Source organism: Desulfosediminicola sp. (assembly GCF_048381775.1).
In the GTDB taxonomy this organism is placed as follows: domain Bacteria; phylum Desulfobacterota; class Desulfobulbia; order Desulfobulbales; family Desulfocapsaceae; genus Desulfopila; species Desulfopila ganghwensis.
Genome location: NZ_JBLXGE010000009.1, coordinates 158,567 through 173,857, shown reverse-complemented (window position 1 = coordinate 173,857; position 15,291 = coordinate 158,567). Strand labels below are relative to the sequence as shown.

Genomic DNA, 15,291 nt, shown 5'->3' with positions numbered 1-15,291 from the left:
GACTGAAGATGAAAAAGTGAGTGAGTTAACGGTATGGTGTCAGCTCCTACATTTAACCAAGGTCTGGATTGCATGAAACAACACAAACACTATCGACAACTCACTCGTGAACAAAGATACCAAATTTCAGGACTTTGTAAAACAGGTATGAGTTGCAGGGCCATAGTTGATGAGGTTGGAGTCAGCCACTATCTGAATGGCGATTACAAAGAAGCATTACGCGTATTCAGAACGTTGACAAAAAGGAATCAGACGAGCGAAAAGTACATAATAACCTGGCACGTACCTATTTTAAACTCGGTTACTATGACCAAGTGATGGCTTTGTTTAAAAGGGGCTCGAAAAGCGAGGCAGAAGCGTACAAAAGTCTGGGCTATCAATATCTGGTGATCAGTCAGTTTTTGAAGGCAATAACAGCGTTTGAAAAGGCGATCGACTTGAACCCTAAATATTACGTTGCGGCTGAGAAGAATCTTACTCTTGCCGAGAATAGGTATATCAATAGTGCTAGAGTTAGCCCTTAAATGCGGTTAGTGGCTAGGGTTGAATCTCCCAAAGTTATATGACTTAGCTTTTCTCATTATTCTTCCCCCTCACAAACAAATAAAATAGTTCCTTAGCTATTTACAACAACCGATTATTGAAATGAGCATATTAAGACCATCAGTTGTGACTGTAGGGGTCTAAAATTTATTCAATTCTTCCAACCTGTTCGTGTGGAACAAGATATAAATTCAGCGCTGGTTTTGTTGTGGGGAAATAGCTTGCTAGGATTGAAAGACTCATGAAAAACGACATCATTTACCGTCTTACAACAGGATTACATGAGAGAGCACTTGAAAGTGGAGGTTTTTGCCATAATATCGGTATGAATGAGCGGGTGGATGCAACAGCTTGGGCAGTGTTGGCGCTGGATTTGATTGAGGGGGAAACCGAATTGGTAAAAGCCGGGCGAAATCGGTTAGCCGCCCAGCAATCAAGCGATGGTCGCATTGCCCTGACAGATGAGACACCCGGTGTATATTGGCCGACCCCAATAGGTTTGCTTGCATGGAACCATGACAGTTTGTTCTATAACCAAAGGGCTCTTGCTGTGGATTTTCTTCTTTGTCATGGGGGGATTACTCTTTCAGAGCAACCTTTGTTTATGGAGCATAATACGAAATTGCAGGGTTGGCCATGGGTGGAAGGGACTTACTCATGGGTTGAACCGACCTCGATGGTTCTTATGGCACTTGAGTCTCAAGGAGAGATTAATCATGCGCGATACCAGGAAGGTATTTGCATGCTCATTGATAGGATGTTGCCTGAAGGTGGTTGGAATTACGGAAACAGAAAAGTTTTCGATTCGCGGTTGAAACCTCTGCCCGAGTATACTGGTATGGCTTTATGTGCATTACGGCATGTGGACGATAAAATGCAATTGAACAAAAGCCTTAATTATCTCGAAACCGCTTACCATAATCTTAACACTCCACTTTCACTTTCCTGGACCATTCGAGGTTTGTCAGAATATGGACTAAAACCAAAGAATTCAGTTGATCGTATTGGTCGATGTTTGGAGTTGCAGAGCAAGTATGGACCGTTTGATACATCACTACTTGCACAACTGGCAATTGCACTTGTAAGCACCTGAAATGTAAGGGAGGTGTATGTTACTCCAAAAGAAGAAAGCATGGGAAATGTCTCGTCGAGAGTTTTTGAAAGCAGTTGCAGGTGGTGTTGCATTATCGGCTGTAACGTATCCATTGTGGCGGAAATTTGGCCGTTACTTTCTAGAAGAAAAAGAGGCTGTATTTACCGCAGCTGTTTCATCATATAGCAAGAATCTTCGGGAAATTATTATTTCTGGTTTTCAAGAGCTTGGTGTAACAAAGGCTGAGATCAAAGGGAAGCGGGTTCTGCTTAAACCAAATCTCGTGGAACCTCAGTTGGGTAGTGAGCATATTAACACTCATCCCTTGATGGTTAGGGCCGCAATTGAAGCTTTCCTTAGTTATGGTGCAATTGAAGTCGTTGTAGGTGAGGGTACGGCTCATAATCATGATACGCTTAATTGTCTCGAAGCAACGGGGTTGGGTGATGTTTTGCTTGAAGATTCAATACGCTTTATCGATTTTAACAACTGTAGTATCCAGAAGCGACAGAATCTAGGTAATAAGTCTAAACTTGGAGATTTGTATCTGCCTCTCGAAGTTTCTCGAGCTGACATAGTTGTATCTCTTGCAAAAATGAAAACCCATCATTGGGCAGGAGTGACCTTGTCTATGAAAAATATGTTCGGTGTCATGCCTGGGAGCTTCTATGGGTGGCCGAAAAATGTCCTGCACCAAGTTGGTATAGTCTCTTCGATACTCGATATTAACTCAACCGTTTGTCCTGATTTTGCAATAATTGATGGGATCGTTGGCATGGAAGGTGATGGTCCAATTATGGGGTCACCGGTAACTTCAGGAGTACTGGTGATGGGCCGTAACCCGGCTGCAGTTGATGCTACTGGAGCTAGACTGATGGGGGTTGATCCGACAAAGATTCCATACCTTCGACAGGCATCCGGTTGGTTAGGCACAATTGGGGAAAAAAATATAGAGCAGCGAGGTGAAAATTGGCAAACAGTGCGCACTAATTATAGGTTGGTAGATAAGATACCAGCACAACAAGGGTTGCGTCTTAAATAGCTTAGCGTAAGTACGATTTTTTTTACGTTTTATTTTGAAGAGGGAGTGCAGTTGGCGGGAGCTTATAGTAAGAATAAATCTTTACGAAATTACGAAAAATTATCTACTTCAAAAAGACGGTCTTGCATAGAAGTGTTGTAAGGCCGTCTTTTTTATTTCTGATTACCCCTGATCTTTACTTTGTAAAGTTGAGGGGGGAGACATGGGGTGTAAAAAAACGTTTTTTTTGATTTAAGCTGTTTCCTCTATCCCCTCGATCCTCTCACCTCACTTTGTAAAGATGGGCATTATTTCTTCCCACCACCACCGCCGCCACCACCGCCGCCAGAACCAGAACCAGATCCGCCGCCGCTGCCACCGCTTCCGCCGCCGGAACTGCCGGAACCAGCACCTGCAGAAGAACTACCACCCTGGTTGGGAGATTCCCCCATCTGGGTCTGATGCTCGTGCTGTTGACGATTACGGTTCTGGTTCATGGCAGGATCTGGATTGGCATTCGGGTCATCCGAAAGTTGGTATTGCGGACAGTCCGGGCTGTCGCAATCCTGCACGTGAAGCTTCTCCTTATCCTGTACATGGAGCTTATCCTTATCCTGTATCTGCTGCTTGTCTGCGGCAAACAGTGCGGTGGGGAGTGCCAGGCTGAGAACAGCCAGAACTGTAACTGTAATTTTTGCGTGTTTCATCTTGTCCTCCTTGGGAGTGGAAATGAATTTACCGGATTATCTTTAACCGGATGAACGCGTAAACTGCATAGGATCGAATATCTGAAATTTTAGCCAATCTTTAGTTTCCACTAATATCTATAGCACAAACAGCAAGACAACTGCTATAGTTTGTTATGTTTTGATCCTGATTACAACTAATACATTCTATCCGCGTTTGTTCGAAATAGGGAGGTGGGATGAATATACGCAGGTTTCAGTTTATCGTATTCTCCTGTGTGGTTTCTGCAGGGATCTTCTTTTATCTGTTTACCAGGGTTTCCCTGGATGAGGTGCTGAGCGCGGTTGGTAACCTCGATCCCGCCTGGTTAGCCTATTTCCTGTTGTTTTCTCTCCTGATGAGTATTTTCAGGACGTGGCGATACCATCTTCTGCTTGCAACTTCCGGTTTTCAGGTAAAGAAAATCCCACTGTTTCTGGTGACGCTGGTCCGAAATTTTTTCTCAGATCTGCTGCCGGCGAGACTCGGCACCCTGATCTACGTCTACCTGATCCGAACCAGGTTAAATGTTCCTCTTGCGCCAGCCGTATCGAGTTTTGCCTATGCCTTTATTTTTGATATCCTGGCGTTGGCGGTCATGCTGGTACCTGCCGTGCTGTTGATCGGAGGTATAACTCAGTCTGGAAAAATCGTACTCGTCGCAGGCGGAATCCTCGGTATAATCTGTATTGTCATTGTCTACTGTATGCCTGGTTTGAGTCTCTGGAGTGCGTATGCGATTGAGCGTCTGACTTTTCTGCCGCCAAGCTGGCGGAGTTGGCTGACATCGGAGCTGCGTTCTCTGCGAGACCATTTCCTCAAGGTGCGGGAACAGGGCCTGTATTGGCACATTCTTGCCCTGTCTCTTTGTGTGCGACTCTGTAAGTATCTTGGGCTTTATGTACTGCTTTTAGGGTTGGTGCTGCCTCTTGGTTATACTGTGGGTAATTTTCCCTTCCCCAAAGTTTTTCTGGGGCTATGTAGTGCCGAACTGGCTGCGAGTCTGCCAATTTCAGGAATTGCAGGCTTCGGTGCCTATGAAGGGGCCTGGGCCATGGTCTTTCAGATGCTTGGTTACAGTGAAAAGCTGGCGGTGTTGACGAGCATTTCCCATCATCTGATTACTCAGATCTACGGCTATAGCCTTGGCGGACTTGCTTTGCTGGTGTTGGTGTTGCCGTTTTTCAGGGAAGATGGAGATATGACAATTGTTTCAGGTCGGAGCAGCGCAGCAGTCGCCGGCCAATTGTTCTGGTTTAAATTTGTTGCCAGTGTAGCGGCTGCCGTGTTGATCTGTCTGTTTCTTTTGCCGGGTGGCGCCAAGACGGTGAGGCAGGCCAGAGCGGAACCAGTGCCGGGCGAGGCGGCAACCAGCAGTCTCTTGATAGCGGGTAAGGTGGTGTATCAGCGTGCAGATGGTATCTATATGACAGAGATTAATGCGGGGATAACCGAGAAGCTGGTTTCGGGAGGCACCTATCCACGCTGGTCTCCTGATGGGGAGCAGGTTGCCTATGTGAGCGGCAACGACATTATGCTCTTTGATCAGAATGACAAAAAATCAAGGAAACTGGTGACCGCTGGCGAGGCGCGGGCAGTATGTTTTCGGGAAGATGGCAAGGCCGTACTTTTTACCGATGGTAAATCTGTAAGGGAAGTGGAAATCGCCACGGGCACAACCCGTACACTCATCAAAGGCAATCGCTTTTTCGAGATTGATATCGCCGCGGGCGGTAGGCAACTCACAGTGACAGAAAAATCCCTCACAGGCTATCGGGTTCGTATTTACGATCTCAAGTCGTCTGAGGCAGCAAACGTTGCCAGGGGGTGTTCAGCGTCATTCTCGCCCAATGGCAAGCTGGTCACTGTGAACGGTGGTGACCATACCTTTGTGCAGCTTTACGGTGTTGAGGATCTGCAGGAACGTGGCAGGATTCCGTCACCCCAGGGCCAGCGCTTTGATAACCATTTCTGGTCGAATCACCGTGACTGGCTGGTCTCCACAGTGGAGGGAAAAGCAACCAATATATACATTCATCACGTTCCAACGGGCAACTCCCGAAAAGTTACTGATTTCGGCGACTGTGATCGTGCCGATCTTTTTATATTTACCGTTTCTTCCTAATATTTTTATAACCTTTTTATAACCTGTGATTTGCCTGGCGAATCAGGCTACAGCCTTTGTCGTTTCTGGAGTCCCTCTAAAAATCCCCTTCAGTTCAGTAGAATGTGCATGCTGTAACAGTGAAAAAATCCGTTGACTCTGCTGTTGTTTTTGTATAATGAATTTTGTATACAAAATGCATTATACAAAAATTAGCTTTGCAGTCAGTTAGGAGAGTTATGGAAAATCTTGCGATTCAATACGAGAATCTGGATCAGAAAGTTTACCAAATTCTCAAGGATATGATCGAGCAGCGACGATTATTACCGGGAGAGAAAATACACCAGGAAAAGCTGGCCAGAGATCTTGGGATCAGCAGAACACCCCTGGTAAGTGCCCTGAAATTCCTGGAGCACGAAAAGCTGGTAGAGGCCAAGCCACGGCGCGGTTACTATGTGCGGCTTTTCAGCATTGAAGAGATGATCTCCATCTTTGAAATCCGTGAAGTGCTGGAAGGGCTGGCAGCACGCCGGGCAGCAAAATCTATCACCAAAGGTGAAGCGAAGCAGTTGCTCAACATCTTCAAGCCGTTTCAGGGCTTGAGCGACATTACAGATTATCAGACATATTCCCAGGCGGATCGGTACTTTCATATGTTGATTGCCGAAATAGCCTCCCGGGAGTTTCTGACCTCCATTATCCAGACGTTCAACATTATTTCACTCGCCTATCAATACCCCAACAGTGAGGGCCTGATACGGGTTCCCAATGAGACCATTGAGGATCATGTGCGGATCGGTGAGGCGATCGCAAATCATGATGCCGAGGCGGCGGAACAGCTCATGCGGGAACATTTGCGGAAGGCTATCGTTGAGTTGCATAAAGCGGTGTGAGATGACTTTTCAATTCAGACAGGCAAGGAGGTGACGGAAAGCACGAGATTGAGCAAAACAACAGGTGTGCCGCAGGAAGTAACGCAGTTTCGAGATAGTGAGGTTCCGGATCAACCGGAGAATCAACACGAAAACGCTTATGGAGAGTGTGAGCAATGAAAAGGATCATCATTTTGAGTTTAGCGGTCTATTTTGCCATGATTGGCGGAGCGATCGCTGCAAAGCCGTATCCTAAAAGAAATATCACCGATGTTGTTGTCTGGGGAGCAGGTGGAGGAACCGATACCTGTAACCGCATCATTACTGCCGAAATGGCGAAAATCCTTGGTGTGAATATCAATGTTATCAATAAGACCGGTGGTGTGGCCGGCTCTGTTGGTATGAGTCATGCCTATAAAATGCCCCACGATGGTTACACAATCTGCGGGCTTTCTGAATCTAACGTTACTGCCGGTGTGCAGGGTGGCTGGGACAAGAAGTTCGATGTCTGGACACCTTTTATCGTTGGCGGATCTCCCGACGTTCTCTCTGTCCGTCCGGGCACTCCCTACAAAACCCTGCAGGACCTGATTGAAGCTGCCAAAGCCAAGCCCGGTTCCATTAAGGCGGCAGCCGGTGGTGCAGGTTCTATCCATCATCTCAACCTGCTGGCCGTGGAAAACGGTTCAGGTGCAAAATTCAATTTCATTCCATATAAAGGTTCCAGCCCGGCACAGAATGCTGCCATGACCGGTGAGGTAGATGTGGTCGTAACCTCCCTGGCAGAGCAACAGCAACTCCTGCGCGGCGGCAAACTCGTTGCTCTCGGTATGCTCATTCCTGATTCATTCGAGGTCGAGGGATTGGGGACCATTCCTTCTTCTTTTGATGCCTATCCATCTCTAGCAGAGTATCTGCCGATTTCCCAAGCCATCGGTTTCGCGTTAGCGGCAAATGCTCCTGAAGATGCTAAAGCGGCTCTGACCGATGCCTTCAACAAGGCGATCGAGACCGATAAGGTCAAGAGCTGGGCGAAAGAGAACTATTACCTGCTTTCCGGCAAGAGTGGCGATGAGGCAAAGGCGGTTTTTTCTGCGCTGGAGTCTAACTTTGCCTGGACACTCTGGGAACTTGGTGCTGCTAAGGTCAACCCGGAAGAGCTTGGAATTCCCAAGCCATGAGCGGGCGTAGTGGTGCAGTAATGGATATGCAGAAAATGGGCTGACACCCGCAAGCATGCTTGCAAGTGCCAGCCCCTGGAGCCGGGCTTAGGCTACCATTGGAGTGAGAACTTGAGCCCGGCTGCCGTAAGCTAATTGAAATGCAAGGGATTATCAACCATGATGGAGCGAGAACAGCTGCGGAAAGCTGATATTTTTTCCGGGGCGGCCATTGTATGTGTAGGATTTTTCATTATTTTTCAAGGCATACAGATGCCGATGAAAGACTCCTGGGGCGGAGTGCAGAATGTCTGGTATGTGTCACCGGCGCTGTTTCCATTGTTTGTGGGCGCAATGTTAACACTGCTTGGCATGATGTTGATGAAGACCGCTCTGAAAACAGTGGGCCTTAAAGGATTGCAAGAGGTCTTAACCTGGCTCGCCGGACCGCAGTTGAGAACGTTTCTGAAAACCACCCAGGCTGTTCGATATTATGGCGTGGTGGTCAATCTGCTTGTCTTTGTGTTTTTGCTGATACCTCGAGTCGATTTTTTTATCGCCGCTGTGTTTTTTCTGGTCGTGCTGTTCTTCATGTACTATTGCGGCGATCACCAGTTTCTGGTCTGGCTGCTTCGCCGGGTTTTGCTTGGTGCCGCATTGCTGCTTGCTGCCCTGCTGACCGGCCTGGTCGACTTTGCCGCGAATGTTCTGATGTACCCTCTGGACTGGCTGATGATGGGCTGTATCGCAGTCATTCTCTATGTCTGCCGCAGGAAGCATCGTCTTGATGCGGCAGTAGCTGGCAAGTTTCAGAGAAGTGTTGTTATCGCTTTTGCGGCACCGCTACTGGTGGGCATCATATTTAAATATTTCCTGCTGGTTCCCATGCCGCACGAAGGGCTGATCGTGCTGGTTCTCGACTCTATCTGGTATTCAGGTTTGTGGTAAGGGGTTCTTATGTTAATTCTGGAACGTATAACGACATTTTTCGGGGTTGTCGCGGGTATTGTCTCCGATCCTGTATCACTGGCCATTCTCTTCGGCTCGGTGATATTAGGCATACTCTTTGGTGCCATGCCGGGGTTGACTTCCACTCTCGGGGTGGCGCTGCTCACCGCGTTGACCTATTCCATGGATACACCGCTGGCGATGATCTGTCTGCTGGCAATCTATGTGGGCGGTACATATGGCGGTTCTTACGCCGCGATTCTGGTAAATATTCCCGGTACCGCAGCAGCGGCCGCAACAGCCATGGACGGCTACCCGCTCGCCTGCAAAGGAGAAGGGGGCAGGGCCATCGGGCTTACCACCACCGCCTCTGCCATCGGTACCGCTGTCAGTATGCTGGTTTTGGTGAGCATTTCACCGCTCATTTCTAAATTTGCCCTGGAGTTCACCTCCTTTGAGTTTTTTCTGCTGGCCTTTTTCGGGATTCTTATAAGTGGTACGCTTACGGCGCCTGACCTGGTCATAAAAGGGTGGATCTCAGGTTTTCTGGGGCTCTTTCTTGCCTGTATCGGCCGGGATCAGTTGCAGTTCTTCCCCCGTTTTACATTTGGTATTCCCGAACTGGACAGCGGCATCGAGGTTGTCCCGGTCCTGATTGGCGCCTTTGGTATTCCCCAGATCATTGAAGTGTTGAGGGAACAGAAGACCATGGCCAAGGCCAAGGAACTGGATCGTATCATCCCCGAGATATGGACTGTAATTCGTAACATCCCGGCGATTATTCGCTCGGCCCTGATTGGTGTGGGTATTGGCGCTGTGCCGGGAATCGGCGAAGATATCGCTGGTTGGGTTTCCTATGGCACTGCCAAAAACACCTCAAAGCATCCGGAGACCTTTGGTAAAGGGGAGCTGAAAGGGGTACTGGCCAGTGAGACGGCTAACAACGCCTGCGTGGGCGGTGCGATGATCCCCTTGCTCAACCTGGGCATCCCGGGTAGTCCGCCGGCGGCAATGCTGCTGGGAGCTCTGATGCTTCACGGAGTGACACCGGGGCCGATGATCACTTTTGAACATCCCAATTTTATTCTTGAAGTTGCGGCAATCCTGTTGCTTGCCTCAATGGCCATGTGGGTCAGCGGTATGATCCTGGCCAAACAGGTAGTGAAAATTCTGAGAATACCTACCCAGCTCTTTATGCCGATAATCGGTGTGCTCTGCATTATCGGTTCGTATTCGCTGGGGCTTAATATCTTTAACCTGTACCTGATGCTGCCCGTGGGCATTGTCTGTTATTTCCTGACAACCATGGGCTATCCTATCGCGCCGCTGGTGATCGGGGTAATTCTTGGCCCCATGGCCGATGAGAATCTGCGCCGGGCCCTGATGGTTTCCCAGGGGAGCTTCATGCCGGTTTTTGAACGGCCTGTATCACTTATTCTGTTCATGATCATTATCTGGACCGTTGTCAGCCAGTTCAACTGGTACCGGAGTGCGACAGCACGCTTGAAAAAGCTGATCTTCGGCAGAATGAAGCAGCGCCGGCAAAAAAGTGAGACCATCTAAATCCTTTTGCTTAAAGAGTTTTCATCACGACATTTCGAATGGAAACAAACTCTATATTGTGGAGAATCAAACATGTTGAAACTTGCGATCATTACCGGTTTTCTGTCCCAGACTAAGGATCGGTTTCATGAATATAACACCCCGCTCAGTGTAGATGAGAAGTTCCGTATGCTCTCCGAGATTCCGGGATATAACGGAGTCGAGATTGTTTACCCGTATGAGGTGAATGATGTTCAGGCCACCCGTGAGTCGCTTAAAAAATATGACCTCCGGGTAGCTGCGGTAAATGTCAACGTCAAGGCGGAGCCAGAGTTCAGAAACGGTGGGCTTACCTCGCCAGACCCAGCAATTCGTGAAAAAGCAGTTCGCCTGATTAAAGAGAGTAAAGATTTTGCAGCAGAGATCGGAGCCGATAAGGTGACCTGCTGTCCCCTGGGAGATGGTTATGAGTTTGCTTTTCAATACGACTATGCCGCCAGTTGGAAAAACCTGATCGACACCTTTTCCGAGGCCGGAGATTACCGGCGGGATATCCCACTGTTCATTGAGTACAAACCTTCTGAGACCAGGGGCAGGTGTTTTATCGATACCGCAGCTAAAGCCCTTTGTCTGCTCAACGACATGAAGATAGAGGAAATGGGCGTAACGCTGGATTTCGGTCACTCCATGTATGGTAATGAAAACCCGGCGGAGGCGGTTGCCCTGCTGCAGGCCAGCCCGTATCGCTATTACATACACATCAACGATAACGATGGCAGGTGGGATTGGGATTATTTTTGCGGTACCAAGCATTTCATCGATTATGTCGAGTTTCTTTATTACCTGAAAAAGTACGATTACACCGATTTTTTCACCTCCGACACTTCACCGACACGCTGGGATATTCGAGGTACTTTCGAGGCCAACAGCCGTATGACCCAGAAGATCTGGAACCTTTTCGAGGCGGTCGATACCAATGAATTGGAGAAGCTGATGGGAGCGGGTGATTACCTGGAGACCTGGAAGTTTGTCGAAAGCAATTTCCTGGGACTGAAGTAGAGGTGAACGGATGAGTAAGGACACCGTAGTCGACGTTGCCGTGCTGGCAGATCTGCCCCCTGAATGGCCCGAGGATTTATTGCCATCAATAAAGGCCAGCCTGGTGGCGGGAGCGAAGAAACGACCACAGAAGGTTGTGGTGCTCGATGACGATCCCACAGGAACCCAGACTGTCAGAGACGTTCCGGTTCTGACCAGTTGGTCTGTCGAGGAGTTGAAAGATGAGCTGCTGGCCGAAGGCACAGCATTTTTCATCCTCACCAACAGTCGCAGCCTGCCGGAGGATCAGGCCGGGAGTCTGGCTGAGGAGATCGCCGGCAATATCTTCCGGGCCAGTGGGGAGTGCGGAGTGAAAGTCACCTTGATCAGCAGGAGTGACTCAACCCTGCGTGGTCATTTCCCGGCTGAGGTTGACTGCATGGCGACAGTGATGAATCAACAGGGGCGGCCATATCTCATTTTCCCGTTTTTCCTGGAGGGTGGGAGATATACCTTCAATGACGTTCATTATGTGCGTGAGGGGGATACGCTTGTTCCGGCTGCCCAGACACCTTTTGCCAGAGATGCAGCCTTTGGGTTTAACTTTTCAAATCTGCGTGACTGGGTTGCCGAAAAGACCGGCGGCAGGCTGAAGCCGGACTCGGTGTATTCAATCAGCATTGAGGATATCCGCCTCGGGGGGCCGGAAAAAGTCGCCGCCAAACTGTTGGCGGTTCAACCGGGTTCGGCCTGTGTTGTCAATTCTGTCAGCTATCGTGACGTGGAAGTCGTGGTTACGGCACTTCTCATGGCAGAGCAGGCCGGCCAGGAATTTCTTTACCGTACCGCAGCCTCATTTGTACGCACACGGCTCGGACAACCCTGTGAGCAGAAGCTTTTGGGGAGCCGTGAGATAGTAACCGACACTTCGGCGGGTGGGCTTTTTGTTATTGGCTCCTACGTGGAGAAGACCAGCCGGCAGGTGGAGGCACTGTTCACCCGGACGGATATAGACCGGGTGATGGTCAACGTCGCTCAGTTGCTCGATGCTACAACGCGGGAACAGGAGATTGAAACAGCACGACAGAGGTGTGAGGAACTGCTCAGGACGGGCAGGGATGTGGCGCTCTATACCAGTAGAAAACTCATTGTGGGGGACAGCGCCGGGGAGAGTCTGGATATCGGACGGATAGTCTCTGCAGGGCTGATTCAGATAGTGAGTTCAATCTCGGTGCAGCCCCGTTATCTGGTGGCCAAAGGTGGTATCACCTCCAGTGACGTTGCCACCAGGGCGCTCAAGGTTCGCAGGGCAATGGTTGTGGGGCAGCCTTTACCGGGTGTACCGGCCTGGCGACTCGGGGACGAGTCACGTTATCCTGGCATGGTGTATATCGTTTTCCCCGGCAACGTCGGGAGTGATGATGCTTTGGCGGAACTCAAATTAAATCTCGAAAATAGATAGTCTGAATATTCCATGGGATTAGGCCGCGCAGGCTTTCATGGATTTCAGCTGTAACAGGAGACGAGCATGCTCATACCTACGGGGCAACTCCTTCAAAAGGCAACAGCAGGCGGTTATGCGATAGGAGCCTTCAATGTTTATACGCTTGAAGGTGCAACGGCGGTTGTTACGGCGGCAGAAGAGCTGCAGAGCCCGGTGATGTTGCAGGTCTTGCCTTCCGCCCTGAAGATCGGAGGCCGACCGCTGGTTGCCCTGTGTCATGCTTTGGCAAAGGATGCAACCGTACCGGTAGCGGTGCATCTCGATCACTGCAGCTCGCAGGTTTTAACGGTAAAAGCGATGATATGGGGAGTTTCGTCTGTCATGGCAGATGGTTCTGAGCTTCCTTTCGAACAGAATATACAATTCACGCAGTATGTCAGTGAGATAGCCAGGGGGCTTGGAGCTGGTGTCGAGGCTGAGCTCGGCAGGTTGAGTGGAGAAGAAGATGGTATCGCCGTACATCAACGGGAGGCCCTGCTTACCTCACCAGAGCAGGCCGAAGAGTTTGTTGAGCAAACTGGAGTAGATGCGCTGGCGGTCTGTATCGGCAATGTTCATGGTCATTACCGGCGTACGCCGGAGCTGGACTTTGTCCGCCTTGAAAAGATCAGACAACGTGTGGATGTGCCCCTGGTGCTTCATGGTACCTCGGGACTGCCCGATGAGCTGATTGACAAGGCGATTACCCATGGCATTTGCAAGTTCAATGTCAATACGGAGCTCCGAAGGGCCTGCCTGAAAGCTACAGAGGCCTGTTTTAATGAAGCTCAAACCGGCCAGCAACCGGAGTTAACCCGGATCATGGAAGAAAGTGTCAGAGCCATGAAAGAGGTCGTTTCAGAGAAGATCAAACTGTTCCGTTCCGCCGAAATGACATAAAGAGAAACTTACGAAGTTCATAGAAAAATGAGTCAAGAGCCAAAGAAGGAGAACGATGTGAAGAAGCATACTGTAAAAACAATCCAGGCAATGCGTGATGAAGCACAAACTATCACCATGCTTACCGCCTATGATTATCCAACTGCCAAAAAGGTGAATGATGCAGGGATTGATATGATCCTGGTTGGTGATTCCTGCGCCATGGTGGTACACGGTCATCCCAACACTCTGACCGCGACCATGGACATGATGGTTCTGCATTGTGGTGCCGTCGCCAGGGCATGTGACCGTACCATGGTTATTGCCGATATGCCTTTCGGCTCTTTTCAATATTCTATCGAAGAGACCATGCGCAATGCTGCACGTTTTGTCACTGAGGCCAAGGTGGACGGTGTGAAATTCGAGGCTACCCCGAACCACATCGAAAAAACCGAGGCTATCGTCAAGATGGGTATCCCTGTGGTTGGTCATGTGGGGCTGCATCCGCAGGCAGTGGGTGCTCTCGGTGGGCTGAAAGTTCAGGGTAAAGATGTTGATACCGCACGTAAAGTGGTCTCTGAGGCACTGGCGTTGCAGGAAGCTGGGGCTTTTGCCATTATCTTCGAAGCTGTGCCGGCAAAACTTTCTGCCTATGTCACCGAAAAACTCTCAGTACCAACCATCAGTATCGGCGGCGGACCGGGTTGTTCGGGCCAGCTGCTGGTAACCCACGACGTATTGGGCATGTATGATAACTTTACGCCTTCATTTGCAAAACGTTATCAGGAAGTGGGGCAGTTGATGCTGGATACCTTTACCCAGTATAAGGAAGAAGTTTTAGCAGGAGTTTTTCCTGGTGAAGAGCACAGCTATAAGATGTCAGACGAGGTGCTGGAAGCGATTGAGAAAGAGTTTAACAAGTAATACCAATTAGTTTTGATACGACTGGTCTCCTCAGTTCAGTCCGGCACGGGATTTTGCCAATCTCGTCGCCGGGCTGATCTTTTTACTTGGTGGTAACGACCTGAAACCGGAGACCGTTAAAACTCAGCACTACGCCTTCCCAGGTGATCTCCTCAAGTAACAATCCCTTGTCAATCCACTGGCCCTGGCGCTTGATCTGGTTATTGACAATAATCATCCGTTTTTCGGGCTGTTCTGAATAGGTATGGGCTGCAAAACGAAGATTGGGGATATCTGTGCGGACATCAGCCGGGAGTTCGCTTAAATAAGGCAGGCTGTCTCTGGGGATAATTTTTTCATCCGTGTTTTCAGAAGAAGTCTCTTTGGCCGGGGTAATGGGTGCAGGTTGCAGGGTTACATCCGGCTGTTGTATTGGCTGCTCCTTTGGCTCATCGGCAATGGAGGGCGAATTGCCAGTGGCTTGCCGGGCAATGGGTTGTTCGGTGATTTGGGTCTTTGGTGTGGGGTGTTCGATAACCTGGGTCTTTAGTGTGGGGTGTTCAGTAACCTGGGGCTTCGGTGTGGGTTGTTCAGTAACCTGGGGCTTCAGTTCGGGTTGTTCAGTAACCTGGGGCTTCGGTACGAGTTGCTCAGTAACCTGAGTCTTCGGTGTCGGTTGTGCGATTTTTTGAGCCGTATTTTTTTGAACTGCCAGGATTTTCTCGGCGGCCGTCGCAGAATCTTTTGAGGTTATCTGCAGGGAGAAAGGCAGATAGGGAACGACATACCAAAAGATAGCGCCTGAGGATACGACGAAGACTGTGGTCAGTAGCACAACCCACAACGTTTTGGGCTTTTTTTTCCGCCTTTTGCTGAACTCCGGATAGACCGAGTGTCGGCTCTGCAAGTCTGGGATGGTGCCCTGCTGCCGCTCGTTGTCAGATTTTTTCAGTGCATCAAGGATATAAGACATATTTTC

At 49.4% G+C, this 15,291-nt stretch carries 14 protein-coding genes; 12 read left to right on the top strand and 2 right to left on the bottom strand.

The annotated features are described in order from the left end of the window. Positions 1–317 precede the first annotated feature (317 nt). The 3 genes from ACN5NT_RS15720 to ACN5NT_RS15710 all read left to right on the top strand — a co-directional run bounded on the left by ACN5NT_RS15720 (position 318) and on the right by ACN5NT_RS15710 (position 2,678). On the top strand, positions 318–524 hold the full coding sequence (locus tag ACN5NT_RS15720; RefSeq protein ID WP_419176055.1) for a tetratricopeptide repeat protein: 207 nt from the start codon (positions 318–320) through the stop codon (positions 522–524). 260 nt (positions 525–784) lie between these two features. Beyond that, positions 785–1,636 carry a hypothetical protein gene (locus tag ACN5NT_RS15715; protein ID WP_419176054.1) on the top strand — a complete coding sequence of 284 codons (852 nt, stop codon included), beginning with the start codon at positions 785–787 and terminating at the stop codon, positions 1,634–1,636. A 16-nt stretch (positions 1,637–1,652) separates the two neighbouring features. Beyond that, positions 1,653–2,678, top strand: coding sequence for a DUF362 domain-containing protein (locus tag ACN5NT_RS15710; protein WP_419176053.1), 1,026 nt, complete (start codon positions 1,653–1,655; stop codon positions 2,676–2,678). 287 nt (positions 2,679–2,965) lie between these two features. On the opposite strand, the gene ACN5NT_RS15705 is transcribed toward ACN5NT_RS15710, so the two are convergent. Then, positions 2,966–3,364, bottom strand: a complete 399-nt coding sequence (locus ACN5NT_RS15705) for a hypothetical protein (RefSeq protein ID WP_419176052.1) — start codon at positions 3,362–3,364, stop codon at positions 2,966–2,968. 218 nt (positions 3,365–3,582) lie between these two features. Between ACN5NT_RS15705 and ACN5NT_RS15700 the strand changes: the two genes are divergently transcribed. The 9 genes from ACN5NT_RS15700 to panB all read left to right on the top strand — a co-directional run bounded on the left by ACN5NT_RS15700 (position 3,583) and on the right by panB (position 14,333). Further along, positions 3,583–5,508: a lysylphosphatidylglycerol synthase domain-containing protein gene (locus ACN5NT_RS15700; RefSeq protein WP_419176051.1), complete on the top strand. Its 1,926-nt coding sequence runs from the start codon at positions 3,583–3,585 to the stop codon at positions 5,506–5,508. A gap of 218 nt (positions 5,509–5,726) precedes the next feature. Further along, the gene (locus ACN5NT_RS15695) at positions 5,727–6,380 is read left to right on the top strand and encodes a GntR family transcriptional regulator (RefSeq protein WP_419176050.1); all 654 of its coding nucleotides are present in this window, start codon (positions 5,727–5,729) and stop codon (positions 6,378–6,380) included. A gap of 155 nt (positions 6,381–6,535) precedes the next feature. Continuing rightward, on the top strand, positions 6,536–7,540 hold the full coding sequence (locus ACN5NT_RS15690) for a Bug family tripartite tricarboxylate transporter substrate binding protein (RefSeq protein ID WP_419176049.1): 1,005 nt from the start codon (positions 6,536–6,538) through the stop codon (positions 7,538–7,540). Positions 7,541–7,699: 159 nt separating this feature from the next. Next, positions 7,700–8,467 (top strand): hypothetical protein, encoded by a 768-nt coding sequence (locus ACN5NT_RS15685; RefSeq protein WP_419176048.1) that lies wholly within the window; start codon positions 7,700–7,702, stop codon positions 8,465–8,467. Between the two features lie 9 nt (positions 8,468–8,476). Then, the gene (locus ACN5NT_RS15680; protein ID WP_419176047.1) at positions 8,477–10,030 is read left to right on the top strand and encodes a tripartite tricarboxylate transporter permease; all 1,554 of its coding nucleotides are present in this window, start codon (positions 8,477–8,479) and stop codon (positions 10,028–10,030) included. A 72-nt stretch (positions 10,031–10,102) separates the two neighbouring features. Next, entirely contained in the window at positions 10,103–11,068 is a 966-nt protein-coding gene (locus ACN5NT_RS15675; RefSeq protein WP_419176046.1) for a sugar phosphate isomerase/epimerase family protein, read from the top strand. 10 nt (positions 11,069–11,078) lie between these two features. Beyond that, entirely contained in the window at positions 11,079–12,509 is a 1,431-nt protein-coding gene (locus tag ACN5NT_RS15670; protein WP_419176045.1) for a four-carbon acid sugar kinase family protein, read from the top strand. 66 nt (positions 12,510–12,575) lie between these two features. Further along, positions 12,576–13,430, top strand: coding sequence for a class II fructose-bisphosphate aldolase (locus tag ACN5NT_RS15665; protein ID WP_419176044.1), 855 nt, complete (start codon positions 12,576–12,578; stop codon positions 13,428–13,430). A 57-nt stretch (positions 13,431–13,487) separates the two neighbouring features. Beyond that, entirely contained in the window at positions 13,488–14,333 is an 846-nt protein-coding gene (gene panB / locus ACN5NT_RS15660) for a 3-methyl-2-oxobutanoate hydroxymethyltransferase (RefSeq protein WP_419176043.1), read from the top strand. An 82-nt stretch (positions 14,334–14,415) separates the two neighbouring features. Here panB and ACN5NT_RS15655 read toward each other — a convergent pair whose 3' ends face one another. Beyond that, positions 14,416–15,285, bottom strand: a complete 870-nt coding sequence (locus ACN5NT_RS15655; protein ID WP_419176042.1) for a general secretion pathway protein GspB — start codon at positions 15,283–15,285, stop codon at positions 14,416–14,418. Positions 15,286–15,291 lie beyond the last annotated feature (6 nt).